Origin of the sequence: Paraburkholderia xenovorans LB400 (genome assembly GCF_000013645.1) — a bacterium.
Taxonomy (GTDB): domain Bacteria; phylum Pseudomonadota; class Gammaproteobacteria; order Burkholderiales; family Burkholderiaceae; genus Paraburkholderia; species Paraburkholderia xenovorans.
On the sequence record NC_007951.1, the window covers coordinates 181,920 to 208,817 of the forward strand.

Here is a 26,898-nt window from a genome sequence, read left to right on the forward strand (position 1 = left end):
CTCGCCCACTACACCAAGGACTCGCGGCGCACGATCGAGCGATTGCAATGCGAGTTGTTGAATGCGAGCTTTTACTTATATTCTGACGTCGTCGGGCAGAGGTGCCCGCAGTTATCCGAAGAGAGACCGACGATGAATGATCTGATCAGCAACATGAAGCTCAACCACCTGAGCTTTCCCTCGGCCGACACGGCCGCTACCGCGCAGTTCTTCGAGCAATACCTCGGCTTCACCGTTTCAGGTGTCTGGGAGAAGTCCTACATACTCAAGCGCCCCGGCTTCGACGTGGTGATCGACCATACCGGCAGCGACGTTCCGGCTTGGCCCCGGGCGTTCCACGCCGGGTTCGAACTCCCGAGCCTCGAAGCGGTGCGGAAGTTATATGAACGCTTCAAGGCGGACGGCGTAGAAATGGAGACGGAAGTCTTCAACAATGGCCGCGGTTCACGCTTTTTCTGTCGGGCACCCGGCGGCGTGATGTTCGAACTGAACACGCGTGCAGACGCCGCGCCCGAGTATCGCGATTCTTTCCAGAACTGAAGGAAGCGCACGCACAACAAACGCCAGCTCAATTGTCAACGCCAACACATGCTGTAGCTACGATGTGTTGGCGTTACCTATTCGCCGAAGAGCAACTTCACCATCAACTCCGCAATAGCGTCCATATCCCTCAGGTCGCCAATCCGATGGTTGATGACAAAGCCGTCGAACGCCATCCAGACAACGTGGGCGAGGAGGTCGTCGCACACGATAGTTTGCCTTTCCTCCGGCAACGTCTCGCGGATCAATGCCGAAGTGACCGCTTCCACCCGCGCAAGAAGCGAATTCGGTTTCCCCCCACACCCCGGAAAGCCCCCGTAGCAAATACGCATCCCCCAAAACTCCAAGCCCCGCCCGGCCGCCTCAGCCGCCCTCAAGCCCCCCCAGCACTGCCGCCAACTCACGCACCGCCGGCTCCGCAAGCGGCTGAAGCGGCCTACGCGGCGCGCCCACCGAAAACCCTCGCAACGCAAGCCCGGCCTTCACCGTCGTCGGCAAGCCGCCCTTCATGATGCACTGCAGGAACGGCAGCAAGCGATAAAAAACCGCTCGCGCAAGCTCCATATCACCCTTCTCACAAGCCTCATAAAGCTTGACTGGCCATTGCGGCACGAGGTTCGGCGCCGCCGTGCACCACCCGGCCGCCCCTGCCGCGAAGGCTCCGAGCGCCAGCGGATTACTGCCGTTGAAAAACGGCACGCGCCCGTCCGACAGCTGCGCAATCCGGTGCATCCGCTGAATGTCGCCGGTGCTTTCCTTGATCATCGTGACGTTGTCGATCTCCCTCGCGAGCTTCACGATCAGTTCGGGCTGCATGTCGATGCCGCTCGTCGCCGGATTGTTGTACACCATGATCGGCACGCTGATCGCCTCGGCGATCGTCGCGTAATGGCGGAAGATTTCCGCTTCGTTGAGCTTCCAGTAAGACACCGGCAGCACCATCACCGCATCGGCGCCCACTGATTCGGCGAACTTCGCACGGCGCACCGCGTTGCGGGTCGTCAGGTCGGAAATGCCGACAATGACCGGCAGGCGCTTCGCCACGCGTCTGACCGATGCCTCGGCCACCGTGTCCCATTCGTCGTCGCTGAGATAGGCGCTTTCGCCCGTGCTGCCGAGCGGTGCGATGCCGTGCGAGCCGCTGTCGACCAGACGATCGATCAACCGGTTCAGCGTCGGGACATCAACGCTGCCGTCGTGCAGATCGAACGGTGTTACGGGGTACGAAATGATGCCGCGAAATTCTGTGCTTTTCATAGGGATGCAGCTCCTTGGATCGATAGGTAAGAGGCGTCAGGCGAGACAATCGCGGTGCATCGGACTGCGCAGCGCGCGGCGGGCGAAGTAGGCGAACGTCGCCTGATTGCGTTTGGGTGTGGAAATCCAGTCGTGTGCTTCCCGGCCGAGTTCGGCGGGAATGGGCTTCACGTCGCCGGCCGCCATTGCGAGCAATTGCATTTGCGCGGCGCGCTCAATCAGGAGCGCGAGCGTGCAGGCCTCTTCGATCGTGCTGCCGGTGACCAGTTGGCCATGATGCGAAAGCAGGATCGCGCGCTTCCCGCCGAGCGCCGCCGAGATGATTTCGCCTTCTTCGTTGCCGACCGGAACGCCTGGCCATTGTTCGAGAAACGCGCAATCGTCATGGAGCGGGCACAGATCCATGTGCGAGACGACGAGCGGCGTTTCCAGCATCGACAGCGCGGCGACATGCAGCGGGTGCGTGTGGATGATGCAGTTCACATCCGGTCGCGCCCGATAGATCCACGTGTGAAAGCGGTTCGCCGGATTCGGCATGCCCTCGCCGGAGACGAGCTTCAAATCCTGATTCACGTGGACGAGGTTCGACGCCGTGATCTCGTCGAAGCCCAGGCCGAAACGCTGTGTGTAGTAAGTGTCCGGCTCGTCGGTGCGGGCGGTGATCTGCCCGGCGAGCCCGGAATCGTGGCCCTGCTCGAACAGAATCCGGCAGGTCAGTGCGAGCTTCTCGCGAGTCGCCCATACGAGTTCGGGCAAGGCGGTCTGCATCTGCCGCTCTGCGGTTGCCACTAGTTCGCTTTTTGAAGTAGTGAGAGTGTCTGCCATGTGCAATCCCAATCGAAGAGGATCCTGGGTGGAAGTGGCGAAGGCGCCGAATCCGGCTCCAGCCACGCGTCGATGCGACGACGTGGATTCCATCTTAGAAACGTTGTGGACCATAAAAAACATCCAGATTTATAATTTCATCTGGTCCAGAAAGAAAGGGGGCGCCATGCTGCGCACGTGGAAGCTGACGTTGCGGCCAGAGCGCAATCGCAGCGAATCGATCCACCTGCAGATCGTCCAGGCGATCGTCGAGGACATCCGTCGCGGGCGGCTGGTGTCCGGCACCGCATTGCCGGGCACGCGCGCGCTCGCCGACGACCTGGGCGTGAATCGCAAGACCGTCGTGCTCGCTTATGACGAGTTGACCGCACAAGGCTGGATCGAAACGGAGGCAAAGCGGGGGAGCTTCGTCTCGTCGCGGCTGCCGGCGCTGGAATTCAAGCCGGAGGCGACGCACGAACGGCCGTTTCCGGTGGCCTTGTCCGACGATGGCGCAAGCCTCTATCACGAGGCCATGTCGCCCGGCGAAGCGAACGGCTCAGGCAATATCGCGTTCACCGACGGCGTGCCCGACACCCGCCTGATCCCGTTCGATGTACTGTCGCGCGCATTCCGGCACGCGCTCGTGTCGTCGGCGCGCGCGAACGCGCTCGGCTACGCTGATCCGCGCGGCACGCCCGAACTGCGAGAGGCGATCGCCGCGATGCTGCGCGCCGAACGTGCGCTCAACGTCAGCGCCGACAATATCTGCGTCGTGCGCGGCAGCCAGATGGGCATTTTTCTCGCCGCGCGTTTGCTGACGCGCCCCGGTGACACCATCGCGTTCGAAACGCTCAGCTACCCGCCTGCGCGCGCGGCGTTTCTGTCGTGCGGCGCCGAGCTTGCCGCGATCGAACTCGACCAGTACGGGCTGGTGCCCGATTCGCTCGAAGCGCTGTGTCGAAAGAAGCCGGTACGCGCCGTGTTCACCACGCCGCATCATCAGTTTCCGACCACTGTGACGATGCCCGCCGACCGGCGCCTGAGACTGCTCGACCTCGCACGGCGCTATGGTTTCGTCATCGTCGAGGACGATTACGATCCCGAATTCCATTTCGACTACAAGCCGGTCCTCCCGCTGGCGAGCATGAATGCATCGGAGCAGGTATTTTTTATCGGCTCGTTATCGAAAGTGCTCGCGCCGGGACTGCGGCTCGGGTATATCGCGGCGTCGAAGGAAGCCATTGCGCGCTGTGCCGCGCAGATCATGCTGATCGACCGGCAGGGCAGCGCGCTGACGGAAATGGCGGTCACGGAACTGATGGCAAGCGGCGAACTGAAACGGCATATCAGGCGCGCGCTGAGAACGTATGAACGGCGGCGGGACTTCTGCGCGGAATGCGTGCGGCGCGAACTGGGCGACAAGGTGTCGTTTGCGGTGCCCGGCGGCGGTCTCGCGTTGTGGCTGACGTTGTCCGGTCAGGTTGCCGCCGGCGAACTGGTGGATCGGGCTGCGCAGGCGGGCATTCGCCTGCTCGCCGGGCGGCAGTTCTCACCGAACGGCGAGGACGTGCAAGGCGTGCGGCTGGGCTACGGCAATCTCGATGAAACCGAAATGGCCTCCGCGCTCGCGCGGCTCGGCCGCGCGGCGCGGCGCGATAGTCGCGCTGGTGCAGGGAGTCGGGCGCAAGGGTTCTACTTTCCATTGCGCCTCGCTCGGCGGTCCATTAGCAAAGCCAGGCAGCTTGCCTGATCGCGCCGCCCGTACAAGCTCGGCGCCCGATCAGGAAAGAACGTTCAGAACTGATTCCAGCCGTCATCCGCACCGACCGCTACAGCGGCCGTCGGCCGCGTGGCAACAGGCGCGCAACCAGGCGCAGCACCGGGCGCAGCACCATGCGCGGACATCGCGCGCACGACGCGCCGCACCGGCGCAGCAACAGCCGGTTCGCGCGGCGACTTCTCCTTCTGCAAACGGGCAGCGGAAACAGAAGCCTCCACCGCATCGCCATTCAGAATCTGAAAGAATGCCACGGCCTCATTCAACTGTTCGCCCTGATCTTCCATCGACCGCGAAGCCGCCGCCGCTTCTTCTACCAAAGCGGCATTCTGTTGCGTGACGTTGTCCATCTGCGTAATCGCAAGATTGACCTGCTCGATGCCGCGGCTCTGTTCACTCGACGCCGCCGCGATCTCCGACATGATGTCCGTCACCCGCGCCACCGCCGTGGTGACTTCGGCCATTGTCCTGCCTGCTTCACCAGCGAGCGCCGAGCCGTCGCGAATCCTGTCCACGGAAGTGGCGATCAGATCCTTGATCTCCTTGGCCGCGCTCGATGAGCGCTGCGCGAGGCTTCTGACTTCGCTCGCGACCACCGCGAAACCGCGGCCCTGTTCGCCGGCGCGCGCGGCTTCGACCGCCGCGTTGAGCGCGAGAATGTTCGTCTGGAACGCAATGCCTTCGATGATGCCCGTGATGTCCGCGATCTTCGTCGAGCTCTCGCTGATATCGTGCATCGTATTCACGACCTGGCCGACCACCTCGCTGCCTTTCTGCGCGACCGACGAAGCATTCGTGGCCAGCAGGCTGCCTTGCTGCGCATTGTCGGCATTCTGCTTCACTGTGGAAGTGAGCTCTTCCATACTCGACGCCGTTTCCTCAAGCGAGGCTGCCTGCTGTTCGGTGCGCTGGCTCAGGTCCATGTTGCCAGCGGCGATCTGGCGCGCCGCGCCGGCGATGCTCGTGCTGCTGTCGCGCACGCGTGCGACGATCGTGGTCAGCCGTTCGTTCATCTCGCGCAGGGCGCGCAGCAGCCGGCTGGTTTCGTCGCTGCCGCTGACCGCGATGCGCGTGCGCAGATCGCCTTCCGACACGGTGCGGGCTATGTCGATCGCCTGACGCAACGGGCCGGTCACCGAGCGCGTGATCAGCACGCATGCGCCGATTGCAAGCGCCACCGCAATCAGGCTGATCGCGATCAGCAGATTGCGCTGGTTCTCGTAATGCATCGCGAATTCGTTGATCAGCTGTTCCTGGCGACCATGCGCGTAGTCGGTATACGCATTGGTCGCGCTAATCAGCGCGGCGAGCAGCGGCCGGCATTGATCGTCCATCTTGACGATCGCCTCGTCGTGTTTACCGGTCAGCGCGAGATTGACGATGTCGGTGGCGACCGGCCCGTACAACGCCTCCACCCGATTGATTTCCGCGACGAGGCGGCGCCCCTTCTCCGTCACGTTGCTCGAGGTCGCAATCATGTCGTTGAGCTTCTTCAGATTGGTGTGCACGTCTTCGTGTGCGCGCAGCACGTCGGCTTTCTCTATTTCGAGGTCCTGAGGTTTGGTGACGAGCACGAGATTGCGCGCGGCGATGGCCCGCCGATCGACAGCGGTTCGTACCTGCATGACCATGTCCGCGCGTGCGTTGACGCCATGCACGAAGGTGGAAAATCCATCGGTCGAGTCGCCGAGCGACTTCAGGGCAAGCATGGAAACCGCAACGACGATAAGAGACAGAATGCCGAAGCCGGCAATGAGTTTGGCTTTGATGGTGAGGTGCATCGATGTCACGATTTTTTTCTCCAGTAACGAAACGTGAATGCGTTCGCAATGGACTCTCAGGTCCGGGCATGGGGGTGTCTATGTGACCGCCGTACATTGCGGCGGCCCTGCGCATCTACCTGTTCGTTTCAACGTCGAGCGTCGGCACAAACAGGTGCCCCGTTGATGGAATATCGGTTCGCGACTCCCAAATACTGAGGGTGGGGCGGGTATGTCTCTATAAGGTTTGCGAAAGATGAACGAAGAAGGCGCAATTTTGTGCTGAATGAATATATTTGTTCATGCGGAGACAACATCGGGTTACGTTTTCATGTCATGTTTCGACGCGCGCATAGCGCGGCGCGAACGTGTACATAAACGCTTGAACGCAGTTTTGTTTGTGGCTATGATTGAGCAATCACTCATTTATGGTTCGAGATCGAACCGATCTGCATGGCCCGTCCCAAGAGCGAAGACAAACGTAATGCCATTCTTGCTGCTGCGGCGCAGGTCATCGCCGAGCAGGGGCTGGGCGCGCCCACCTCGCGCATCGCCAGGGTGGCGGGTGTGGCGGAAGGAACGCTGTTTACGTACTTCGACAATAAAGACGATCTGCTGAACGTCCTGTATCTCGACATCAAGGGCGAACTGCGGGAGGTAATGATGACGGCTTATCCCAGGCGCGCAGGCGTGCGCGAGCGCGTGCAACACGTGTGGAACCGCTTTGTCGACTGGGGCGTCGCGCAACCGCACAAGCGCCGCGCTATGGCGCAGCTCGCCGTGTCGGAACGCCTGACCGACCATACGCGCTCGGCAGGCATGCAGTCGTTCGCCGACATCAACGCGATGATTCAGGCGAGCGTCGCGAGCGGCGCATTGCGGGATCATCCGCCGGCATTCCTGTCGGCGATCATGGGCGCTCTGGCGGAAACGACCATGGACTTCATCGCTCGGGAACCGGCTAACGCCGAGCGCTACCGCCAGGCGGGTTTCGACGCGTTCTGGAATGCGATCGCGCGTCATTAATTTTTTTGTCACGTTAATGAGTGATTACTTGCTCAACTAAACTGAAGGAGTGAACGATGGCTAAGGTCTGGCTGGTTACCGGCAGCGCCCGCGGACTCGGGCGGGAAATTGTCGAAGCAGCATTGCAGGCGGGCGAGCAGGTGATCGCCACGGCGCGCGATCCGCGTCAGTTGGAGGATCTGTTGGCGCGTCATGGCGAACGGATTCGCACGGTCGCGCTCGACGTCACCGATCCGCAGGCTGCGCGGCAAGCCGTGCAAGCGGCCCTCGACGCGTTCGGCCGGCTGGACGTGGTGGTCAACAATGCGGGTTTCGGCCATCTGGTGCCGTTCGAGCAAACCTCGGAGGACGATTTCCGCGCGCAGATCGACACCAACTTTTATGGCGTCGTCAACGTGACGCGCGCGGCGTTGCCGGTGCTGCGGCAGCAGCGGGCGGGGCACATCATCCAGATTTCGTCGGTGGGCGGACGCGTCGGGATCGCGGGCCTGAGCGCGTACCAGGCGGCAAAGTGGGCGGTGGGCGGCTTCACCGAGGTGCTCCGCCAGGAACTCGCGCCCTTCGGCGTTCACGTCACCGCGCTCGAACCGGGCGGCATGAAAACCGGCTGGGGCGATCAGGCGGCGGGCGCCACGCCGGAATTGCTGGCGGATTACGTGCCCTCGGTCGGCGCCGTGTCGGATATGCTCTCGCAGTACATCGGCCACGAAGCCAGCGATCCGGCAAAGGTCGCGCAGGTTGTGCTCAAGCTCGCGTATCACGATGCCTTGCCGGCGCATCTTTTGCTCGGCAGCGATGCGTTGCATTACTGTGGCGCAGGCGACAAGGCGCGCGCGGCCGACGCGCAAGCGTGGCAGGCCGTCAGCGTGTCGACGGATTTCTCCGCGCCGGCGGCGTTGCCGCCGTTTCCGGCCGCAGCGGCGAAAGCTTGAGCGCGCTGTCGGGCAGCCGGGTCGGCGCCATTTCATCCACTGCAAGCTGAGGAGGCGTGCAGGACAAGGCGGACGCCGCCCGCTTGCGGGCGTTATCCGAAGCACTGACTAACGCGCGCTGGCCGGGCGCGCTCATGGAGCATGCATCATGAAGGTTCTGATATTCGGCGCGACCGGCATGGTCGGACAGGGCGTATTGCGCGAATGCCTGCGCGCGCCCGACGTCGAAGCGGTCCAGACTGTTGGCCGCACTCGCAGCGGGCAGCTCGATCCACGGCTCACCGAAGTGATCCAGCCCGACCTGACCGATACTCGCGCGATCGAAGCATCGCTCAAGGGTTTCGATGCGTGCTTCTTCTGCCTGGGCGTGTCGTCGGCGGGGCTGCGGGAGGCGGAGTATTCGCGCCTGACCTACGACCTGACAATGGCGGTGGCACAAACGCTCGCCCGCCTCAATCCGCAGATGACTTTCGTCTACGTGTCCGGCTCGGGCACCGACAGCACCGGGCAGGGCCGCAGCATGTGGGCACGCGTCAAGGGGCGCACCGAAAACGCGTTGCGGCGGCTGCCGTTCAAGGGCGTCTACCTGTTCCGTCCCGGCGTGATCGAACCGCTGAACAGCGCGCGTTCGAAAACCCGCTCGTACCGGCTCTTCTACACGCTGGCGAAGCCCTTCCTGTCGACGCTGCGTGCGCTGCTGCCCAACCAGATTCTCAGCACGGAAGACATCGGCCTCGCAATGCTGGCAGTCGCACGCCACGGCGCCGGCAAGGCGGTGCTCGAGACCGCCGACATCCGTGCATTGAGCCGCTCAGCATCCCGACCCGTCCTCGATCTGCACGCCGGCTAAAAGCGGGCGAGCCTTTGAGGTTCGCCCAAGCCGGCAAAAAACCCGCCTCGTCGATAATTCCGCGCGTCACAGCGTCTGGTACGCTACCGGTTCACGGTACGCGCCTATCCGGACGCGGCCCTCCTGTTCACGCGCATTGGTCCGCGCATGCCCGAACGACAAGTCATGGTGACGCGCCGACCGAACATCGTGATTGCGATCAGTATCGTGCTGGCCAGCGCGATACTTGCAATCGCCGTGTGGGTGCTGGCGCAGATGCGCGACGACGCGTTGCGGCGCGCCCAGGACTCCGTCTTCAACGTGTCGCTGCTGGTCGAACGCGACGTGTCGCGTAATCTGGAGATCTACGACCTTTCTTTGCGCGCGGTGCTCGACGGCCTGAAGCAGCCGGGCGTGCTCGACCTGAAGCCGGCTATGCGCCAGATGGTGCTGTTCGACGGCTCGGCCAGCGCGAAAGACATGGGCTCGATCCTCGTGACCGACGAGGCCGGCAACGTCAGGTTCGACTCACAGGCCACCCCGCCGCGCCAGGTGAATCTCGCCGACCGCGATTACTTCAAGGTTCAGCGCGACTCTCCCAACGCCGGTCTGTTCATCAGCCACCCGTTCATCCCGAAAGTGGGCGGCAAAGACGTGAGCATCGCGCTGAGCCGGCGGATCACGCGGCCGGACGGCGGTTTCGGCGGCGTGGTGGCCGGCACCATGCGCCTTACCTATTTCCACAGTCTGTTCGCCGGCATGAATCTCGGCGTTGGCGGCTCGATGGCGCTGATGCTGAGCGACGGCACGATGCTGATGCGGCGTCCGTACGACCCGAAAATGATCGGCATCAATCTGACCGGCACCGCCAATTACTCGCGCTTCACCGAGCAGCCGAGCGGTGACTTCTTCGGCACGGCGGCGCTCGACGGCGTCGAGCGCTGGTATGCGTTCCGCCATATCGACATGTATCCGCTGATCCTCGACGTCGCGCTGTCCACGCGTGACATCTACGCGCAATGGCGGCACCGTGCATGGATCATCGGCTCGCTGATCGCCGCGCTCGACGTGACGATCATCGCGCTGGCCGTCCTGTTCTCCCAGCAACTGCGGCATCGCCGCGCGGCCGAAGAAGAGTTGCGCGTGCTGGCGTGCACCGACGGCCTGACCGGCCTCTTCAACCGCCGGACCTATGAGCAGCAGGCGGAAGGAGAGTGGCGCCGCGCGCAGCGCAACGCGCGTCCGTTGTCGATGCTGCTGATCGACGTCGACAATTTCAAGGGTTTCAACGACCTGTACGGCCACTCGGCGGGCGACGAAGCGCTGATCGGCGTAGCGCGTTGCATTTCGCAGAGCGTGCGGCGCCCCGGCGACACGGCGGCGCGCTACGGCGGCGAAGAGTTTGCCGTGCTGCTGCCGGATACCGACGAAGCCGGCGCAACCCGCATTGCCGGGAAGATCTGCGCCGCGGTTGAAGCGCTGCAGCTTCGCCACGTGGCGAGTTCGCACTGCGTGCTGACGGTGAGCATTGGTGTCGCGACCACGCGAGGCCAGGCATTTGCCACGAGCCGCGCGCTCGTGGACGCCGCCGACGAGGCCCTTTACGAAGCCAAGGATGCCGGCCGCAATTGCGTGCTGTGCTTTGGCGCGACGACCCACGCGACCCACGCGATGCATGCGACGCTGGGCACCACCTCCGTAGCGGGCACGGGCACTAAGAAGCTGTTGCGAAATTAGTTAAACAGAGGCTTTAGGCGCGTCCAGCAAATTAAGGCGCAAGCCAAAGACAGGAATGCTTCGTGAACATGCGCATAGCGTTCGTAACGAATCTTGAGCCGTCGAAACGAGTGAAGCCACGCAATCGAACGCTCGACTGGCCAACGTGTTTTGCCGAGCCCACTGCCATGCGGCGCGCCGACTTTTGCGAGTAGTGGCGTGATGCCTCGCTCACGCAAGCGTTGCCGATGGGGTTCGGAACTGTAGCCCCGGTCGCCCTGAACGATTCGCGGCTTGTGCAAGGGACGACCCCGCTTGCCCCGGATGCGCGGAATGGCATCGACCAGCGCATCAAGCTGGGTAATGTCGTGCCGGTTCGCCGCGCTCAGGATGACCGCGAGCGGGATGCCTTGCGCGTCGACGATGAGGTGGTGTTTGCTGCCGAGCTTGCGCCGGTCCGTGGGATTCGGGCCGGTTTTTTTCCCGCCAGCACGGCGCGAATCGATGAGCTGTCGACGAGCGCACGCGAGAAATCGATTTCGCCACGGCGACGCAGTTCGGCGAGCAACGCTTCGTGAATGTGTTGCCAGACACCTGCCTTTTGCCACGCGACGAGCCGTCGCCAGCAAGCTGTGCCTGAACCACATCCCATTTCTTGCGGCAGAAGGTTCCACGCAATGCCTGAGCGCAGCACAAACACGATGCCGGTCAGCACCGCTCGGTCGGGTTTCGGTTTGCGGCCCGCAAACTGGCGATTGCGTGGTGCTCGCGCAGGCAGCAGTGGTTCGATGAGTAACCACAATTCGTCGTCTATCAGTTCTTTAGGCATCGCTTCCTGTCAGGCAAAACAAGACAGAAAGTTAACACCAAGCCGGAAAAGTTAACAGACCCAAAACTTAATTTCGCAACAGCGTCTAAAGCGAACAACCCGATATGACACATCGAGCGGAAGTCGTAGCCGCACGCATGAAGGTATCCGCGTTGCATGAACAACGGATCGTGCGGACAAAAAAAACCGCTCACGCAGGGGAAGCGTGAGCGGAAAAGTCGGAGAGTTACAACATCGCATGCGCTTGCTCATGGGGATCAACGCAGCAAGCCAAGTTTAGGTCCTCGCCCACGCTCGACATATCAGACGATTCCCAAAAAATTTGTGCTGACTTGCGGCTGCCTCGTTCTTCTGCGATGCGGCCCGCCGCACCAAGGGCAATACCGATCTGTCGCAGCGCACCGAACAGCAGGCGGCCGTCACGATGTTTTCGCTGGAGGCCCCGCGCGGCCGCCGAGCGCGCGGCCATCGTCACGGAAGCGGCGGAGCGCGCCTGGACCTGCACTGAGCGCGGGGTTCGCCGTTGCATGCAGCGTGGCTACGCGCTATGCGCCGCGTGGCCACGCCGCGCATTTCCCCGAACTTGCCAGGCCCAATGGCACTCCGTACACTCGCGCGTAATTCATGGGCGGCGCCTTGTTCCGGCGCGGCCCACCATAAAAACGCCGAACAGAGGAGAACCCCGTCATGGCCGATTCGTATTTCCCCCGCTGGCGCGCGCAGCCCGCGGCTGCCGAAGGCCGCATCGTCGGCACCGACGAGCGGCTCGCGTGGCCGCAGATGTTCGCGATGGGCGTGCAACACGTCGTCGCGATGTTCGGCTCGACGGTGCTCGCGCCGTTGCTGATGGGCTTCGATCCGAACCTGTGCATCTTCATGTCGGGCATCGGCACACTGTTGTTCTTCGTGCTGGTGGGCGGGCGCGTGCCGAGCTATCTCGGTTCGAGCTTCGCGTTCATCGGTCTCGTGATCGCGGTGACTGGGTACGGCGGCCACGGTCCGAACCTGAACATTCCGGTGGCGCTGGGCGGGATCATCGCGTGCGGCGTGGTGTATGCGGTGATCGGCCTGATCGTGTCGGCGGTCGGCACGCGATGGATCGAAACGCTGATGCCGCCCGTCGTGACAGGCGCGATTGTCTGCGTGATCGGTCTGAATCTGGCGCCGATCGCGGTGCATGGCGTGAGCGGCAGCAACTTCGATTCGTGGATGGCGCTCGTCACCGTGCTGTGCGTCGGCGCGGTGGCGGTGTTCGCGCGCGGCATGCTGCAGCGTCTGCTGATTCTGGTCGGCCTGCTGATGGCATATGTGATCTATGCGATCGTCACCAACGGTCTCGGCATGGGTAAGCCGATCGATTTCACGATCGTCGCGAACGCAGCGTGGTTCGGTATGCCGCACTTCACGGCGCCGGTTTTCAACATGCAGGCCATGACCCTGCTCGCGCCGATCGCGGTGATTCTGGTGGCGGAGAACCTCGGGCATATCAAGGCGGTGAGCGCGATGACGGGCCAGAACCTGGACCGCTACGTCGGCCGCGCATTTCTCGGCGACGGACTCGCGACGATCGTCTCGGGCTTCGCCGGCGGCACCGGCGTCACGACGTATGCCGAGAACATCGGCGTGATGGCCGTCACCAAAATCTATTCGACGCTGGTTTTCGTGATCGCCGCAGTGATCGCGCTGGTGCTGGGCTTTTCGCCGAAGTTCGGCGCGGTGATCCAGACCATTCCGGGACCGGTGCTGGGCGGCGTGTCGATCGTCGTGTTCGGGCTGATCGCCGTGACCGGCGCGCGGATCTGGGTCGTCAACAAGGTGGACTTCTCGGACAACCGGAATCTGATCGTGGCCGCGGTCACGCTCGTGCTCGGCGCCGGTGATTTCTCGCTGAAGCTCGGCGGCTTCGGTCTGGGCGGCATCGGTACCGCAACGTTCGGCGCGATCATTCTCTATGCGCTGCTGAGAAGGAAGCCGGTGCAAGGTCCGGTGGCCTGATTTTTTCTCTCCGGTATCAGCGGGTTCACCGGCGGCGTCGGCCTCTTCTTTCGTGATGTCTCATTCGAAGCAGCAGGCGCCCGCCGCCGGAACCGCAACCCGGCAGCGCGTCATTTCCTTCGCGCCGTCAGCGCAGTCTCCGACAGATCCACTTCGCGCATGAGCTTGTTCAACGTCTCGTCGTTGATAGCCTGGCTGCTGCGCAGCGCGAGCAGCGTCTTGCGCTCGGCGCGCATGGCCGCGAGCTTCATCCTGAACTCCAGCGCGTCGGCGCGGCGCGCCAGTTCGCGCGGTTCCTGCTCTTCGTCGAGCGTGGCGAGGCGGCGCCGATAGAGATCCATCACGCGCGCGGTGACATCGGCCGCATACGCCGAAGCGGATTCGTCCAGATCCGCGCACTCGGTGTCGTGCACCTCGTCGACGGCGCGAATCGCGGCTTGCGCGGCCAGCGTACGCGCGAGCAACTCCTCGGCGGCATGTGGATCCTTGCCGCGCCGCCAGCCGCTCAGCAACAGCGGCAGCGCCACCACCGCCACCAGCAGCGAGAGCAGGATCACGCCGGACGCAATGAAGATCGCCAGATCGCGGCCCGGCAGCGGGACGCCATCCGGCAACACCTCCGGCAACGACAGCACGCCGGCGAGCGTCACGGCTCCGCGCACGCCGGCCACCGTCGTCACCGCGACCGTGCGCAAGCCCGGCACCGCATTCGCCATGCCCCGCTTCGTGGCGCCGCGGCTCGCGACCCAGCGCAGCAGCCACACCCACACGAAGCGCATCGCATAGAGGGCAGCAGCCACTGCCGCGATATAGCCGATCAGCAGCCCGACCTGCGCGTTGCTCGTCTCGTGTGCATCGAGCAGCGCGCGGCCAAGAATGTGCGGAAACTGCAGCCCCAGCAGAATGAACACCATGCCGTTGAAGACGAACTCGATCATCGTCCACGTGCTGTTGGCGCGCACGCGCGAGGACACCGGCCCGGCATTCGCGAGGGTCGCGTAGTTCATCGTCATGCCGGCGGCGACTGCGGCCAGAATGCCCGACAATTCGAAGCGCTCGGCGATCAGATAGGCGGCGAACGGAATCAGCAGCGTCATCACGACACCGGGCGCCGGATCGCCGTCTTCAGTGAGATTCAGGAAGCGCGCCGACACGAAGCTGAACAGCCAGCTCACCGCCGCGCCCGTCGCGATGCCGCCCACGGAGATGATCACGAAACTGATCGACGCGTCGCGCAGCGAAAACACGCCGGTCAGCGCCGCGGCAATCGCGAACTTCAGCGCGACCAGTCCCGACGCGTCGTTCATCAACGCTTCGCCTTCCAGTATGTGCATGAGCCGCCCGGGAATCTTGCCCTTGCCGACGATGCCGGACAGCGCCACCGCATCGGTCGGCGACAGCACCGCGGCCAGCGCGAACGCCACCGGCAGCGAGATCGACGGCACCAGTGCATGCACGAAGTAGCCGACCACCAGCACCGTCACGAAGACCAGCCCGAGCGCGAGCATCAGGATCGAGCGGCGCGCCATGAAGAACTCGCGCTTGGGAATGCGCCATCCGTCCGCGAACAGCAGAGGCGGAATGAACAGCATCATGAAAATTTCCGGATCGAAGGTGACGTGCAGCCCGAGCTTCGGCCACGCGAGCAGCGCGCCGATCGCGATCTGCACGAGCGGCAGCGGCAACGCGATGGGCAGGATGCGGATGACGACGCCCGATGCGGCGACGGCGAGCAAAAGAATCAGTACGGTAAAGACAATATCCATCGGTCTATTTCTGGCGATATGACGGCGTTGCTGCGGTGGCCTTCGGTGAGCATCGACGATATGGCCACGCGACGCTGACGAAGTGTAAGGCAGCAGTTTAGCCCGACGACGCGTCGCGCCATCGCCGGGCCGGCATGTGGCGCCGATGCGTGGCGCATGACTGCCTCGAACGGCCTGGCGCACCTTAACGGTGCGTATCACGCCCACAGGCGGCGCATGCTCCCGTCTGCGGGCGCAGTCTTTCGTCCAAATTTCATTGGAATGTGTGTCAGCGTGCGCATGGAGCTTGCTTAAGGTATATCGATGACGCACATTTGAGAGACGGCGCCGAGGTTGTTCGCCTTCGCGTTCGGACCGGCCCGGCTCTCGCGTGAGAGGACTGCATGACGATTGCGCAACAGGAAAGGACGGCCGGCGCGCCGCATGGCTTCGATGTCGAGATGACGTCGGGGCTCGAACGTTTTACGGTGAAGCATGGCGAACTCACGCTGAGCAGCGTGTTCCAGCCGATTTTCAGCCTCTCGCATATGCGGGCGGTCGGCTACGAGGGCTTGCTGCGCGCGCATGACGCGCTCGATCGGCCCGTGTCGCCGCTCGACGTGTTCGGCGAGGCCGCGCGCCTCGGCGAAGTGCTGCAGGTGGACAGGCTCGCGCAGACTCTGCATCTGGAGAATTTCAAGGTGCTCGGCGCCGAGCGTGAGTGGCTGTTCCTGAACGTGCATCCCGCGGCGCTCACCGATCCCTATCTGGCGGCCGCGTTGCTGGCCACGCTGAAGCGGCTCGACCTGTCGCCGCGGCGCATCGTGCTCGAGGTGCTGGAGCATCGCGCGGAAGATCTGGAGCGTCTCGCCGACGCCGTGCGGCAGTTCCGCGAGCGCGGTTTCCTGATCGCGCTCGACGACTTCGGCGCGGGACACTCGAACGTCGAGCGGATCTGGCAATTGAATCCCGATATCGTGAAACTCGACCGCATCATGCTGTCGCACGCAGCGCACCGCGCGGACATGGCGACGATTCTGCCCGGCCTCGTCGCGCTGCTGCACGAAGCAGGCAAGCTCGTGCTCATCGAAGGCGTGGAAACGGAGCATGAAGCGCAGATGGCGCTCGCCTGCAACGCGGACTTCGTGCAAGGCTTTTTCTTCGGCCGCCCGAATCCGGGTGCGGCCGACGCGTTGCACGCGACCACCTGCATCAGCGAACTGACCGAGCGTTACCGCGACCAGGCCGAAGCACGCGAGCGCCGCAATGCCAGCCGGCTCGCGCCGTACCTGCGGGCTTTCGAGCGGGCGGCGGAACGCCTCGCGGCCGGCGAACCGCTCGAAGAGGTGTGCTGGAATTTTCTTGCGCTGGACCATGCCGCGCGCTGCTTCCTGCTCGACGCGAAGGGCAGGCAGGCGGGCCGCAACGTCGTGCTGCGCGCCGACCGTGCGGCGCATGAAACGCGCTTTCTGCCGCTGGCCGACGCGCAAGGGGCGAACTGGCTGCGTCGCCCGTATTTTCGCGACGCGATCAATGCGCCGGAACGGGTGCATGTGACGCGCCCTTATCTGTCGATCAACGAGGCGTTGCCGTGCGTCACGCTTTCCGTGGCGACGCGGGTTGGCGAGCAGACCTGCGTGCTGTGCGGCGACATCGACTGGGTGGACGAAGAGCGTTATTGAGTGTTGAGTGTGCCGCCTGACTGTCGCCCTGCGACGATTCCTTTCGGGGGTGACAAAACTACCAGGGGCGGCGCGGCGTATTTTTGGGGGATCATGTCGGTTTCAACGATCCTCAGCCGTGCTTATGTCCGCTCTTCTGGAAGTCATCGCCACGACCGTTGCCGACGCGCGCCTTGCCGCGCAAGCGGGCGCCAACCGTCTCGAACTCGTCACAGCGATGGGCGAGGGCGGCCTCACGCCGAGCCTCGGCCTGATCGAAGCCGTAGTGGCGGCGGTCGAGATTCCCGTGAACGTAATCGTGCGGCCGCATAGCCGTTCGTTCGTGTACGACGCCGACGACTACGCAGTGATGCTGCGCGACGTGCGGGCGGTCAACGCGGCGGGCGCGAACGGTGTCGTGATCGGCATGCTCGACGCGGCAGGCGGGATCGACCGCGAAGGTCTCGCCCGCGCGATCGATGCGGCCGACGGATTGGCCATCACCTTCCATCGCGCGTTCGACGAGGCGCGTGATCTGCGCGAATCGCTCGACGTGCTGCTCGGTTTCGACGCCGTGACGAACGTGTTGACCTCGGGTGGGCAGCCATCGGTACTGCATGCGGAAGCTACGATCCGTGAACTGGTGCGGCAAGCCTCCGGTTCGCACTTGACGGTGCTGGCCGGCGCCGGTTTGACGGTCGATGCGATCGCCGGTTTTGTGAGCGGCACGCAAGTCGAAGCGGTGCATTTCGGTTCAGGCGTTCGGGTGAACGGCAACGGTCTCGCGCCGGTGGACGCCGACAAGGTCGCGAAGGTCAGAGCGCTGCTGGACGCGCAGACGTAAGCGTCCCGACGCATCGCGCGGACAAATCATCGGGCAAAGAAAATGCCGCTGCGGGATCGCTCCCGAAGCGGCATCTATTCACGCATGTCCGCGTGCGGCCAACCGCGTGGCCAGTCTTGCGATAACACTACTTCGCCACGACCACCGGAATCCCGCGCAACTGTCCCGCGCCTTTCACCTCTTCCAGCGATTTGCGCACCGACTCGCCCGTTGCCGCTTCGATCCGCAGGCGTGCGGCGAGGTCGCGCTCGCCACGCTTCACACCCGCCAGATTCGCGAGTTTCACGTGACCATAGCCACGTACACGGGCGTGCAGATCGGCCAGCTTCGCCACGTCTTCGAGGTTGTCGGCGCCGAGCTTCGCGAGCGCACGCTGCAACGTGGTTTCGTAGTCGCCGGCGAGTTCGCGCTCCATCTTGCGCTCCAGCGTGCGGCCGAACGGATCGAGTGGCGTGCCGCGCAGAGCGCGGAATTTCGCCAGCGTGCCAAGCACCGGCCACATCCATTGACCGAAGGTTTTCTTGGCCGGATTCTTGCCGGGTTCCGGGCGCGTGAGCGTGGGCGGCGCGAGATTGAACTTGATGCCGAAGTCCTTGCCGGCCACGCCTTCGAATTGCGCTTCCAGTGCTTCACGGAATGCGGCGTCGGTATGCAGGCGCGCCACTTCGTATTCGTCCTTCACCGCGAGCAGGCGATAGAACGTGGTCGCCACCGCGCGCGTCACGCGCTCGCTGTTCGCATCCGCGGCGGTTTCCGCGCGGCGTGCCGCATCGACCAGCGCGCGATAGCGCTTCACGTAGCTCGCGCCGCCGTAAATCTGGAGACGCCCTTCGCGGTGTGCGATCAGTTCGTCGAGCGTATCGACGCGCACAGGCTGCTTCGCCTGATGCCGTGCTTGCCACAGCGATTCGAGCGCGGCCGGATCTTCGGCAGCGAGGCGGCCGATCGAAAACGCGAGCTGGTTCATCGGCACCGCGACGTTGTTCAACTCGATCGCACGCATCATCGCGCCGAACGAGACCGGCACCAGACCGAGTTGCCAGGCATAACCGAGCATCAGAATGTTCGCGCCGATGGTGTCGCCGAGAAAGCGCGTGGCGAGCGCCTGCGCGTCGCACGTCGACATGCGTTCGGCGCCGGCCGCGTGACGCATCTTGTCGAGCAGCGCGTCGGCGTGCAGCGTTGCGTCCGGATTCGTCACGAACGTCGCGTTCGGAATCGCGTGCGTGTTCACGACAATGCGCGTGCGGCCATGACGTACCGTTTGCAGCGCATCGGCGCTCGCGCCGACCACCATGTCGCAGGCGAGCAGCACGTCGGCCTGTTGCGTGTCGATACGCACCTGGTTGAGCCACTCGTCGCGCGCGGCGAACCGCACGAACGAGAGCACCGCCCCGCCCTTTTGCGCGAAGCCCATGAAGTCGAGCACCGACGCGCTCTTGCCTTCCAGATGCGCGGCCATGCTGATCAATGCACCGACCGTCACGACGCCCGTGCCGCCGACGCCCGTCACCAGAATGTCGTACGGCGCGGCGTCGAGATGCGTGGCGGGAAGCGGCAGCGCGTCGACGCGCGCGGCGAGTGCCGCCGGATCGAACGCGGCGCCCGCGGCTTTCTTCAGCTTGCCGCCTTCCACCGTGACGAAGCTCGGGCAGAAGCCGTTCACGCACGAGTAGTCTTTGTTGCACGACGATTGATCGATGCGGCGCTTGCGGCCCAATGCCGTTTCAACCGGTTCCACCGACAGGCAATTCGACTGCACGCCGCAATCGCCGCAGCCTTCGCAGACTTCCTCGTTGATGAAAAGACGCTTGTCCGGATCGGGGAATTCGCCTTTTTTCCGGCGCCGGCGTTTTTCCGCCGCGCAGGTCTGGTCGTAGATCAGCACGGTCACGCCGTCGGTGTCGCGCAATTCGCGCTGCACGGTGTCCATTTCACTGCGATGGTGGAACGTGGTGCCCTTCGGAAAGAGGTCGTGATGGCCGTCGTACTTTTCCGGCTCGTCGCTGACCACGACGAAGCGCGACACCCCTTCGGCTTCCACCTGGCGCGCGATCTGCGGCACCGAGATGCTGCCGTCCACCGGCTGGCCGCCCGTCATCGCAACGGCGTCGTTATAGAGAATCTTGTACGTGATGGTGGCTTTCGCGGCGACCGCCTGGCGGATCGCCAGAATGCCGGAATGGAAGTACGTGCCGTCGCCGAGATTCTGGAACACGTGGCGCGTTTTCGTGAACATGGAATGCGACGCCCAGTCCACGCCTTCGCCGCCCATCTGGATGAGACCGGTCGTGTCGCGCTCCATCCACGACGCCATGAAGTGACAGCCGATCCCCGCATGCGCGATCGACCCGTCAGGCACTTTCGTCGACGTATTGTGCGGGCAGCCCGAGCAGAAATACGGCGTGCGCTTCACGCTGTCCGCGGCGTTCGAGAGAATTTGCGGCGCGACCAGATCGACCACGCGTTCGCGGCGATCGAGCGCGGGCTTGTGCTTTGCGAGCCAGTTGGCGAACACCGGCAGAATGCGCGACGGCCGCAATTCCCCGAGCGACGACAGCAGCAGCGTGCCGTCTTCGGCGTTCTTGCCGACCACGATCGGCCGCGTGCCTTGCGTGCGGTTGTACAGATAGTCCTTGATCTGCTGTTCGATGACCGGGCCTTTCTCCTCGATCACCAGCACTTCGGACAGGCCGGAGACGAACGCATCGATACGCGTCATTTCCAGCGGAAACGACAGGCCGACCTTGTAGATGCGCACGCCGGCCGCTTCCAGATCGGCGACCGTCAGATCGAGGCGGCGCAGCGTCTCCATCAGGTCCAGATGCGCCTTGCCGCAGGTCACGATCCCCACGTTCGCGTGCGGGCTCGGCGCGATCCATTTGTCGATGCTGTTCACGCGCGCGAAGTGCCGCACCGCGTCGAGCTTCGCATGCATGCGCGACTCGATCGTCAGGCTCGGCAGATCCGGCCAGCGATTGTGCAGGCCGCCGGCCGGCGCTTCGAAATCCTGCGGCGCGGCCCAGTCGGTGCGCAGCGCGTCGAGATCGACGGTCGAGCCCGATTCGACCGTTTCGGAGATCGCCTTGTAGCCGACCCACGCGCCGGAGAAGCGCGACAATTCCCAGCCGTACAAACCGAACTCGAGCATGTCCGCGATGTTCGACGGATTGACGACCGGCATATGCCAGGCCATCAACGCGAAGTCGCTCTGATGCGGCATGGACGACGACACGCAGCCGTGATCGTCGCCCGCCACCACCAGCACGCCGCCGTGCGGCGACGAGCCGTAGGCGTTGCCGTGCTTGAGCGCGTCGCCGGCGCGGTCCACGCCCGGGCCCTTGCCGTACCACATCGCGAAAACGCCCTCGACGGTGCGCTCCGGGTCCGATTCCACTCGCTGCGTGCCGAGTACGGCGGTGCCGCCGAGTTCTTCGTTGATGGCGGGCAGGAAGCGGATATCACTCGCCGCGAGCAGTTTCTTCGCCTTCCACAACTGCTGATCGACCATGCCGAGCGGCGAGCCGCGATAACCGCTGATGAAACCGGCGGTGTTCATGCCGCGTGCCTTGTCGGCGGCGCGCTGCATGAGCACGAGGCGCACCAGCGCTTGCGTGCCGGTCAGGAAGATGCGGCCGCGCGTCGCGGTGAGGTTGTCGGACAGCTTGTAATCGGCGAGTGCGGGCGTGCCGTCGATGGGCAGGCGAGCGGTCATGGGTGAGTCTCCAATATTTGCATCCGCGCGCGGTGGTGGGGACCACAAACGTCACGCAGCGAAAGAGACTCTATTTTTTAGCGCCGATTGGAGTGGATTTTTTCTACTTTGACCAGTCGTTCACGAATAGGCGAGAAGAGCCGCGCGTTTTAACGGAGTTTTGAGATAGATCTACCGCGCCGCGGTCGTATTCGGGTCTGCCCTGGTGCGGTTTCCGCGCGTGTCGAACGTCTTATGGCGTGGGCGCCGTTGCTCTCGCGGCGGCGATCGGCGCCTCGTCGAGCGGCGCGATCTCGTCGAAATGCGAGTAGTCGATATGGCTCACGCCGTCCTGCTCGCTCATGATGTCGACGAAACGGTAATGCCAGCGGATCTGATCGCACGACCACAGGTGGCGTGCCTGCATGGTTTGCGCGGTCGACTCGTCGACGCCTTCCAGCGTCAGAATCAGCGAAGTGTCGCGTTGCTTGAGCGTTTCGGCGGTTTCGCCGAACAGCGGGCTGCTCTCGTCGACGATATGCATGACCGTCCAGCCCAGCTTGAACACCGGGTGCTGATCGCGCACCAGCGTCAGATCATAGAGTTTGCGCAGCGTATAGCCTTCGGCGGTGGTTTCCTGGCGCAAAAGGCGCAGCCTTGCGTGCGCTTCGGCGATCACGTTCTGACGCGCGTTGGCCGAGCGCACCATCAGCGTCATGCGGCCGTCGAGCGGCCGGATCACCGCATAGCGGGCGAACATGATCTTGGCGTGCGGGCGCGAAAAGCGCGCGAAGATCAGGCCCGTCGCCAACGCAATGCTGGACATGCCGACGAAAATTTCCAGCGTGGCGATCCAGTGCGCGTAGACGGTTTGCGGATGCATGTCGCCGTATCCGACCGTGGCGAGCGTTTCGACGCTAAAGAAAAACGCGCCGCCGAAACCGGCGGGAAACTGGTTGGCGATCGGCGCGCTGCCCAGCATGTAGAGCGTGGCGAACGCGGTGTTGAGCAGCAGGAACAGCACCGCGAGCGAGACGAAAAACGTCGGCCAGCGAACCGCGAGCGCGCGGTGATAGAGATCCTGCCAGAGCGGTGTCGGCACGCCGTGCGCGATGATCACGCGATCGTCCAGGCGCAGTTCGCGGCTGCCGCGCGGGCGGCGCGTTGGCGCGCGTGCTTCGCCGTTGCCGAAGGCGGAAGGACGGTCCGTGGGTTTTGTAGCCATCGCTGATTCGTGGAAATGAAAAAAGGCCAAAGCGTAGCACGCCGCCTGGTCTGCGAAAGCTGATTTTCGGCGGATGTGCAGGCGCGTCGCGGGTGTGGCGGAAAGGGCCGGTGCGGTGTGCTGTCGTGCTCACGTCCGGCCTTGCAATACGTGTGCGCGCATCGCGCCGGCGCGCTACTGCGCGCCACGAACGGCGCTTCGTTCACGCATGCCGGTACGGCGTCATCGCGCCCGGCGCCGTGCAATCAAGCACTCAAACAACCATGCAACCACGCAACCACGCAACCACGCCACGGCTGCGCGCGCGTCACACTTACGGAAAAGCGCGCGGCCTGGGAATGCCCGCACCGTGTTCGATATCGTCGACGGCCTGCTGATGAGCCGCCGCGACCGCTTCGGTCTCGGCATCGTAGCCGTTGTCGCCGCCTACCGTCGTCCACGGTTTGACGGCTTTTTCGCGATGACGGATTTCGTATTCCGCATCCCAGCGTGCACCGTTGAGTTGGAGCGGGCGGACGTGAATCGAATACACGCCGTACAGGAAGAGTTGTTCAGCCATGACCGCCTCCGGCCGGTAGGTCCAGGGTGGCGCAACGCGAACGCACAGGCAAACGCAAACGCGAAGGGCGCGGCGCCGGTCTGCCTAGAGTTCGATTTCCCCGAGGATGCGATGAGCGAGCGCCTTGGCTTCCTCGAGGGCTTCCTCCGGCGTCGACGAAGTGGCTTCGACTTCGTAGACCGTGGTTTCCTGGTCGGCGGTTTCGTCGCCTTCGTCGCGCGAGAGGGTGACCACGCCCTGCCAGGTGTCTTCTTCTATTTCTCTTGTCGAGGCAATGGCCGTGTAGATGCCTTTGGTGTAGGTGATGTCGTCCATGCCGTCTCTCCGTCTTCCAAAGGTTTCGGTTTTTTCATCCTAGCACGATGATGAAGGTTCGGTTCTCCGCGCTGGCGGCGCTCCCTGCCGGTGACAATGCGCGCCGCACAAGGCAACAGGATTACAGCAGCGCGACCACTTCATCGAGCGACGGCGCGTGCGCGCCGGCATGGCGGCACGCGGCCGCCCCGGCGGCCAGCGCGAACGCGAGGTGTTCGGGCCACGCCCGCTGCGGCGCGGTCATCAGGCTGAACAGCAGGCCGCCGATGGACGCGTCGCCCGCGCCGACCGTGTCGACGACCTCGACGCGCGGCGGCCGGGCCTCGGTCACCACGGCGCCGTCGATCAGCACGGCGGTCTCCGGTCCGCGCGTCACCAGCACGGTGGCGGCGGGGTTCATGGCCCGCAGTTGCGCAAGCGCGCTGGCTTCGTCGTCGGTTTTGAAGAGCAGGCGCAGGTCTTCGTCCGATACCTTGATCAGATCCGCGAGCGCGGCCATTTTTCGCAACGTGGGCTCGTAGCCATGCTCCATCAGATTGCGGTAGTTCGGATCGAAACTGATTTTCACGCCTTGCGAGCGCAACTGCGCCGCGAGCGCTGCGAGCGTGTTGCCGAGCGGCTGCCGCACGAGGCTGATGCAGCCGAAGTGCGCCCACTTCACGTGGCTCGCCCAGCCTGCCGGCAGGCGTGCCGGATCGAAAGCCAGATCGGCGCCGTTCTCGCCCATGAAGAAATACGCGGGCGGATGCGTCTGATGCACGATCGCGAGCAGGGGCGGGCGTTCCACGCGCTGCATGAAGCGCATGTCGAGCCCTGCGGCGACGCTGGCGTTCCACAGTTCGTCGGAGAAATTGTCGACGCCCAGTGAGCCGGCGCATGCCGTGGGCAGGCCGAGCCGCGCCACGCAGCGCGCCACGTTCCAGCCGGCGCCACCGGGACGCGAGAGCCATTGGGAAGGGCCGGTGCGCACGAGATCGGTGAGGATGTCGCCGGCTGAGACGAAGAGAGGGAATTCGCTGTTCACGCCAGGGTTGCTCATTTTGTCTGCTCCGCGGATTCGGATGCGGCGGCCGCGCCATTGGGCAGCGCGTGGGCCAGGACCTCGTAGCACGCGCCCATCGTGTGATAGTCGGTCTTGCCGGCCGGGCTTTTTTCGTCGCTGTACTTGCGGTTGTCGCACGTGAGGATGCGATACCACGCGCCATATTTGTGATCGACGAAATGCGCCCAGCTATAGCGCCAGATCTCGTCGTACCAGTCCCAGAAGCGTTCGTTGCCGGTGCGCTTGCCGAGCAGCGCCGCCGTCGCGAAAGTCTCGGCCTGGACCCAGAAATACTTGTCGTGGTCGCACACGGTGCCGTCGGGTCCGAAGCCGTAATAGAGGCCGCCGTGGTCTTCGTCCCACGCGTGCGTCATGGCGGCGTCGAACAGTTCGATGGCGCGCGGCAGCAGCCACGGCAACGGACGGTAGCGCTCGAGGATCAGCAGCAGCTTCGCCCATTCGGTTTGATGCCCCGGCTGAAAACCCCACGGGCGGAAGATGTTCGAGCTGTCTTCCTCGTTGTAGTGCCAGTCCACCGACCAGTCGGCGTGAAAGTGCTCCCACACCAGACCCTGCGACAGCTTCGCCTGGCGCAGCGTGATATTCGACGCCACCCGCTCGGCGCGATCCAGATAGACGAGATGGCCGGTCGCTTCGTGCGCGGCGAGCAGCGCCTCGGTGGTGTGCATGTTCGCGTTCTGCCCGCGATACGAACTGACTTGCCATCCGGGCGAGGCTTCGTCGGCGTAGAGGCCCGCAGCGGCGTCCCAGAAACGGTGCTCCATCAACTCGAAGGTCGCGCCGATCATCGGTTTCGCTTCCTCGATGCCGGCCATTGCCGCATGCGAATACGCGAGCAGGACGAACGCGAGGCCGTAGCAGTGGCGCGTCGCATCGAGCGTGCGCTTCCTGCCGTCGTGCCATTCGAGTTCCCAGTCGTAGCCTTCATGCTGGGCGTCCCAATGCGCCTCGCGCAGGAACCGCAAACCGTGGCGCGCGTATTCGAGATGCTGCGGGTCGCCGAACTGGCGATACGCCATCGCGTAGTTGAAGACGAAGCGGCAACTGCTCACCAGATGCCGGGTGGTCCTGTTGTAGACCGTACCGTCGTCGCGGAAGAAATGGAAAAAGCCGCCGCTCGGATCAAGCACGTTCGGCGCGTAAAAGCGCAGCGTGTCCTGCACGTGCGAGAGCAGAAAGTCGCGCGAGCGGAAGCTCTCGACGGGCGGCACCGCGGCGGCGCCGTTGGCGGGGTGTAGCGGATCGGATTGCGTCATGGCGTTTTCACCAAAGTACTGGCACGGGCAATGAGATGGACGGGCAGACGGACTTCCGGTTCGGCGGGTGCGTCTTCGAGCAGGAGCTCGACGCCGCGCCGGCCGAGCGCTTCCTTGTCGACCGAGATGGTGGACAGCGGCGGCGTGGCATGCGCGGCGGCGGGAATGTCGTCGAAACCGATGATGGCGATGTCCTCGGGCACGCGCAGGCCGCGCGCGAGGCATGCGCGCAGCGCGGCGAGCGCGGCGGCGTCGTTGTAGGCAAACACGGCGTCGGGGCGCGGGCCCGGTGCGTCGAGCAGTTGATGCATGGCGCGCGCGGCGCCGCTGGCGGGGTCGAGGCCTGCGTCGATGGTCACTTCCAGCGACGGGTCGAACAGCAGCCCCGCTTCGAAAAACGCGCGCCGGTAGCCGAGCGCCCGCTGCGCGATGCTGAAGTGCGCAAGCGAGCCGCCGATGAACGCGACGCGCTTGCGCTGCTGTTCGAACAGATGCCGCATGGCAAGCGTGGCGCCCGCGGCGTTGTCGAGATTCACCGAGCGCAGGCCGGGCGCCCACAGGTCGATCAGCACGAGCGGGCGCTGCATGGCCACCAGCGTGGCGAGCGTTTCCGGTTCGACGAAACCGGCAATCGCCACTGCATCCGGCGCATGCAGGCGCATTTGCTGGATCACGTCTTCAGTCGGGCCGGCGGTCAGCACGGACGGCACGATGCCGCGCTCGCGGCAGGCATCTTCCACGCCGTGCAGCACGTGCGAAAAGAACGGGCTCACAGCGAAATTGTTGTGCTGACGGTGCAGCAGAAAGGTGAGACGGCGGATGCGCGGGCGCAATTGCGCGGCGTCATAGCCGAGCTTGCGCGCCGCCTCGACGACGCGCTCGCGGGTGGCCTCGGAGAGACCCGGCTGGTTCTTCAATGCGCGTGAGACGGTGCCGATCGACACGCTGGCCGCGCGGGCGACGTCGCGGATAGTTGTGGCCATCGAATCAGGCGGGCGCGCGTGGGCGGCCGCACGGTGTTTGGGTTCGGGCGATTGTATAGTAAAACCGTGCTAAAACAGCCCGAGA

22 protein-coding genes are annotated in these 26,898 nt (G+C 64.2%); 9 read left to right on the top strand and 13 right to left on the bottom strand.

What is annotated here, in order from left to right:
* The first annotated feature begins 132 nt into the window (after positions 1–132).
* Complete coding sequence (locus tag BXE_RS00775) at positions 133–540, top strand: VOC family protein (RefSeq protein WP_011486540.1); 408 nt, start codon at positions 133–135, stop codon at positions 538–540.
* 77 nt (positions 541–617) lie between these two features.
* On the opposite strand, the gene BXE_RS00780 is transcribed toward BXE_RS00775, so the two are convergent.
* The 3 genes from BXE_RS00780 to BXE_RS00790 are packed head-to-tail and all read right to left on the bottom strand — an operon-like array spanning position 618 to position 2,622.
* Complete coding sequence (locus BXE_RS00780) at positions 618–872, bottom strand: hypothetical protein (RefSeq protein ID WP_193352958.1); 255 nt, start codon at positions 870–872, stop codon at positions 618–620.
* A gap of 31 nt (positions 873–903) precedes the next feature.
* A complete protein-coding gene (locus BXE_RS00785; protein WP_011486542.1) occupies positions 904–1,797 on the bottom strand; it encodes a dihydrodipicolinate synthase family protein in 894 nt (297 codons plus the stop codon).
* Positions 1,798–1,833: 36 nt separating this feature from the next.
* Positions 1,834–2,622, bottom strand: a complete 789-nt coding sequence (locus BXE_RS00790) for an aldolase (protein WP_011486543.1) — start codon at positions 2,620–2,622, stop codon at positions 1,834–1,836.
* A 166-nt stretch (positions 2,623–2,788) separates the two neighbouring features.
* Here BXE_RS00790 and BXE_RS00795 point away from each other — a divergent pair, with 166 nt between their 5' ends.
* A complete protein-coding gene (locus tag BXE_RS00795) occupies positions 2,789–4,354 on the top strand; it encodes a PLP-dependent aminotransferase family protein (RefSeq protein WP_011486544.1) in 1,566 nt (521 codons plus the stop codon).
* A 44-nt stretch (positions 4,355–4,398) separates the two neighbouring features.
* Here BXE_RS00795 and BXE_RS00800 read toward each other — a convergent pair whose 3' ends face one another.
* Entirely contained in the window at positions 4,399–6,162 is a 1,764-nt protein-coding gene (locus BXE_RS00800; protein WP_011486545.1) for a methyl-accepting chemotaxis protein, read from the bottom strand.
* Positions 6,163–6,594: 432 nt separating this feature from the next.
* Between BXE_RS00800 and BXE_RS00805 the strand changes: the two genes are divergently transcribed.
* The 4 genes from BXE_RS00805 to BXE_RS00820 all read left to right on the top strand — a co-directional run bounded on the left by BXE_RS00805 (position 6,595) and on the right by BXE_RS00820 (position 10,665).
* Positions 6,595–7,167, top strand: a complete 573-nt coding sequence (locus BXE_RS00805; protein ID WP_011486546.1) for a TetR/AcrR family transcriptional regulator — start codon at positions 6,595–6,597, stop codon at positions 7,165–7,167.
* A 56-nt stretch (positions 7,168–7,223) separates the two neighbouring features.
* Positions 7,224–8,099 carry an SDR family NAD(P)-dependent oxidoreductase gene (locus BXE_RS00810; RefSeq protein WP_011486547.1) on the top strand — a complete coding sequence of 292 codons (876 nt, stop codon included), beginning with the start codon at positions 7,224–7,226 and terminating at the stop codon, positions 8,097–8,099.
* 148 nt (positions 8,100–8,247) lie between these two features.
* On the top strand, positions 8,248–8,949 hold the full coding sequence (locus BXE_RS00815; RefSeq protein WP_011486548.1) for an NAD(P)H-binding protein: 702 nt from the start codon (positions 8,248–8,250) through the stop codon (positions 8,947–8,949).
* 165 nt (positions 8,950–9,114) lie between these two features.
* Entirely contained in the window at positions 9,115–10,665 is a 1,551-nt protein-coding gene (locus BXE_RS00820) for a sensor domain-containing diguanylate cyclase (protein WP_038457072.1), read from the top strand.
* On the opposite strand, the gene BXE_RS43755 is transcribed toward BXE_RS00820, so the two are convergent.
* Positions 10,662–11,473 (bottom strand): IS5 family transposase gene (locus BXE_RS43755; protein WP_407668610.1). Its coding sequence is split into 2 segments (ribosomal slippage): positions 10,662–11,137 and positions 11,137–11,473, totalling 813 coding nucleotides; the frame shifts between segments, so codons are not numbered across the junction. The two genes, BXE_RS00820 and BXE_RS43755, sit on opposite strands and share 4 nt — an antisense overlap.
* Positions 11,474–12,160: 687 nt before the next feature.
* Between BXE_RS43755 and BXE_RS00835 the strand changes: the two genes are divergently transcribed.
* Positions 12,161–13,468, top strand: coding sequence for a solute carrier family 23 protein (locus tag BXE_RS00835; protein ID WP_011486551.1), 1,308 nt, complete (start codon positions 12,161–12,163; stop codon positions 13,466–13,468).
* Positions 13,469–13,578: 110 nt separating this feature from the next.
* Here the strand turns inward: BXE_RS00835 and BXE_RS00840 are convergent, their stop codons facing one another.
* Positions 13,579–15,234 (bottom strand): Na+/H+ antiporter, encoded by a 1,656-nt coding sequence (locus BXE_RS00840; protein ID WP_011486552.1) that lies wholly within the window; start codon positions 15,232–15,234, stop codon positions 13,579–13,581.
* Positions 15,235–15,617: 383 nt separating this feature from the next.
* Between BXE_RS00840 and BXE_RS00845 the strand changes: the two genes are divergently transcribed.
* Both BXE_RS00845 and BXE_RS00850 read left to right on the top strand, forming a co-directional pair.
* Entirely contained in the window at positions 15,618–16,895 is a 1,278-nt protein-coding gene (locus BXE_RS00845) for a sensor domain-containing phosphodiesterase (RefSeq protein WP_011486553.1), read from the top strand.
* A gap of 124 nt (positions 16,896–17,019) precedes the next feature.
* Positions 17,020–17,718: a copper homeostasis protein CutC gene (locus BXE_RS00850; protein ID WP_011486554.1), complete on the top strand. Its 699-nt coding sequence runs from the start codon at positions 17,020–17,022 to the stop codon at positions 17,716–17,718.
* 127 nt (positions 17,719–17,845) lie between these two features.
* Here the strand turns inward: BXE_RS00850 and BXE_RS00855 are convergent, their stop codons facing one another.
* The 7 genes from BXE_RS00855 to BXE_RS00885 form a co-directional block, all read right to left on the bottom strand.
* A complete protein-coding gene (locus tag BXE_RS00855; RefSeq protein WP_011486555.1) occupies positions 17,846–21,433 on the bottom strand; it encodes an indolepyruvate ferredoxin oxidoreductase family protein in 3,588 nt (1,195 codons plus the stop codon).
* Positions 21,434–21,665: 232 nt separating this feature from the next.
* Positions 21,666–22,637, bottom strand: a complete 972-nt coding sequence (locus BXE_RS00860; protein WP_011486556.1) for an ion channel — start codon at positions 22,635–22,637, stop codon at positions 21,666–21,668.
* A 313-nt stretch (positions 22,638–22,950) separates the two neighbouring features.
* Positions 22,951–23,196: a hypothetical protein gene (locus BXE_RS00865; RefSeq protein ID WP_011486557.1), complete on the bottom strand. Its 246-nt coding sequence runs from the start codon at positions 23,194–23,196 to the stop codon at positions 22,951–22,953.
* A gap of 84 nt (positions 23,197–23,280) precedes the next feature.
* Positions 23,281–23,511: a hypothetical protein gene (locus BXE_RS00870; RefSeq protein WP_007179583.1), complete on the bottom strand. Its 231-nt coding sequence runs from the start codon at positions 23,509–23,511 to the stop codon at positions 23,281–23,283.
* A gap of 121 nt (positions 23,512–23,632) precedes the next feature.
* Positions 23,633–24,550 (bottom strand): carbohydrate kinase family protein, encoded by a 918-nt coding sequence (locus tag BXE_RS00875; protein ID WP_011486558.1) that lies wholly within the window; start codon positions 24,548–24,550, stop codon positions 23,633–23,635.
* The gene (locus BXE_RS00880; RefSeq protein ID WP_011486559.1) at positions 24,547–25,830 is read right to left on the bottom strand and encodes an AGE family epimerase/isomerase; all 1,284 of its coding nucleotides are present in this window, start codon (positions 25,828–25,830) and stop codon (positions 24,547–24,549) included. Before BXE_RS00880 ends, BXE_RS00875 begins: the two co-directional genes overlap by 4 nt.
* A complete protein-coding gene (locus tag BXE_RS00885) occupies positions 25,827–26,813 on the bottom strand; it encodes a LacI family DNA-binding transcriptional regulator (protein ID WP_011486560.1) in 987 nt (328 codons plus the stop codon). Before BXE_RS00885 ends, BXE_RS00880 begins: the two co-directional genes overlap by 4 nt.
* Positions 26,814–26,898 lie beyond the last annotated feature (85 nt).

What these genes read in the sequence shown, in the direction of transcription:
- BXE_RS00775 (WP_011486540.1), top strand. Translation starts at nt 133, where the DNA reads ATGAATGATCTGATCAGCAACATGAAGCTCAACCACCTGAGCTTTCCC.
- BXE_RS00780 (WP_193352958.1), bottom strand. Translation starts at nt 872, where the DNA reads ATGCGTATTTGCTACGGGGGCTTTCCGGGGTGTGGGGGGAAACCGAAT.
- BXE_RS00785 (WP_011486542.1), bottom strand. Translation starts at nt 1,797, where the DNA reads ATGAAAAGCACAGAATTTCGCGGCATCATTTCGTACCCCGTAACACCG.
- BXE_RS00790 (WP_011486543.1), bottom strand. Translation starts at nt 2,622, where the DNA reads ATGGCAGACACTCTCACTACTTCAAAAAGCGAACTAGTGGCAACCGCA.
- BXE_RS00795 (WP_011486544.1), top strand. Translation starts at nt 2,789, where the DNA reads ATGCTGCGCACGTGGAAGCTGACGTTGCGGCCAGAGCGCAATCGCAGC.
- BXE_RS00800 (WP_011486545.1), bottom strand. Translation starts at nt 6,162, where the DNA reads ATGCACCTCACCATCAAAGCCAAACTCATTGCCGGCTTCGGCATTCTG.
- BXE_RS00805 (WP_011486546.1), top strand. Translation starts at nt 6,595, where the DNA reads ATGGCCCGTCCCAAGAGCGAAGACAAACGTAATGCCATTCTTGCTGCT.
- BXE_RS00810 (WP_011486547.1), top strand. Translation starts at nt 7,224, where the DNA reads ATGGCTAAGGTCTGGCTGGTTACCGGCAGCGCCCGCGGACTCGGGCGG.
- BXE_RS00815 (WP_011486548.1), top strand. Translation starts at nt 8,248, where the DNA reads ATGAAGGTTCTGATATTCGGCGCGACCGGCATGGTCGGACAGGGCGTA.
- BXE_RS00820 (WP_038457072.1), top strand. Translation starts at nt 9,115, where the DNA reads ATGGTGACGCGCCGACCGAACATCGTGATTGCGATCAGTATCGTGCTG.
- BXE_RS00835 (WP_011486551.1), top strand. Translation starts at nt 12,161, where the DNA reads ATGGCCGATTCGTATTTCCCCCGCTGGCGCGCGCAGCCCGCGGCTGCC.
- BXE_RS00840 (WP_011486552.1), bottom strand. Translation starts at nt 15,234, where the DNA reads ATGGATATTGTCTTTACCGTACTGATTCTTTTGCTCGCCGTCGCCGCA.
- BXE_RS00845 (WP_011486553.1), top strand. Translation starts at nt 15,618, where the DNA reads ATGACGATTGCGCAACAGGAAAGGACGGCCGGCGCGCCGCATGGCTTC.
- BXE_RS00850 (WP_011486554.1), top strand. Translation starts at nt 17,020, where the DNA reads ATGTCCGCTCTTCTGGAAGTCATCGCCACGACCGTTGCCGACGCGCGC.
- BXE_RS00855 (WP_011486555.1), bottom strand. Translation starts at nt 21,433, where the DNA reads ATGACCGCTCGCCTGCCCATCGACGGCACGCCCGCACTCGCCGATTAC.
- BXE_RS00860 (WP_011486556.1), bottom strand. Translation starts at nt 22,637, where the DNA reads ATGGCTACAAAACCCACGGACCGTCCTTCCGCCTTCGGCAACGGCGAA.
- BXE_RS00865 (WP_011486557.1), bottom strand. Translation starts at nt 23,196, where the DNA reads ATGGCTGAACAACTCTTCCTGTACGGCGTGTATTCGATTCACGTCCGC.
- BXE_RS00870 (WP_007179583.1), bottom strand. Translation starts at nt 23,511, where the DNA reads ATGGACGACATCACCTACACCAAAGGCATCTACACGGCCATTGCCTCG.
- BXE_RS00875 (WP_011486558.1), bottom strand. Translation starts at nt 24,550, where the DNA reads ATGAGCAACCCTGGCGTGAACAGCGAATTCCCTCTCTTCGTCTCAGCC.
- BXE_RS00880 (WP_011486559.1), bottom strand. Translation starts at nt 25,830, where the DNA reads ATGACGCAATCCGATCCGCTACACCCCGCCAACGGCGCCGCCGCGGTG.
- BXE_RS00885 (WP_011486560.1), bottom strand. Translation starts at nt 26,813, where the DNA reads ATGGCCACAACTATCCGCGACGTCGCCCGCGCGGCCAGCGTGTCGATC.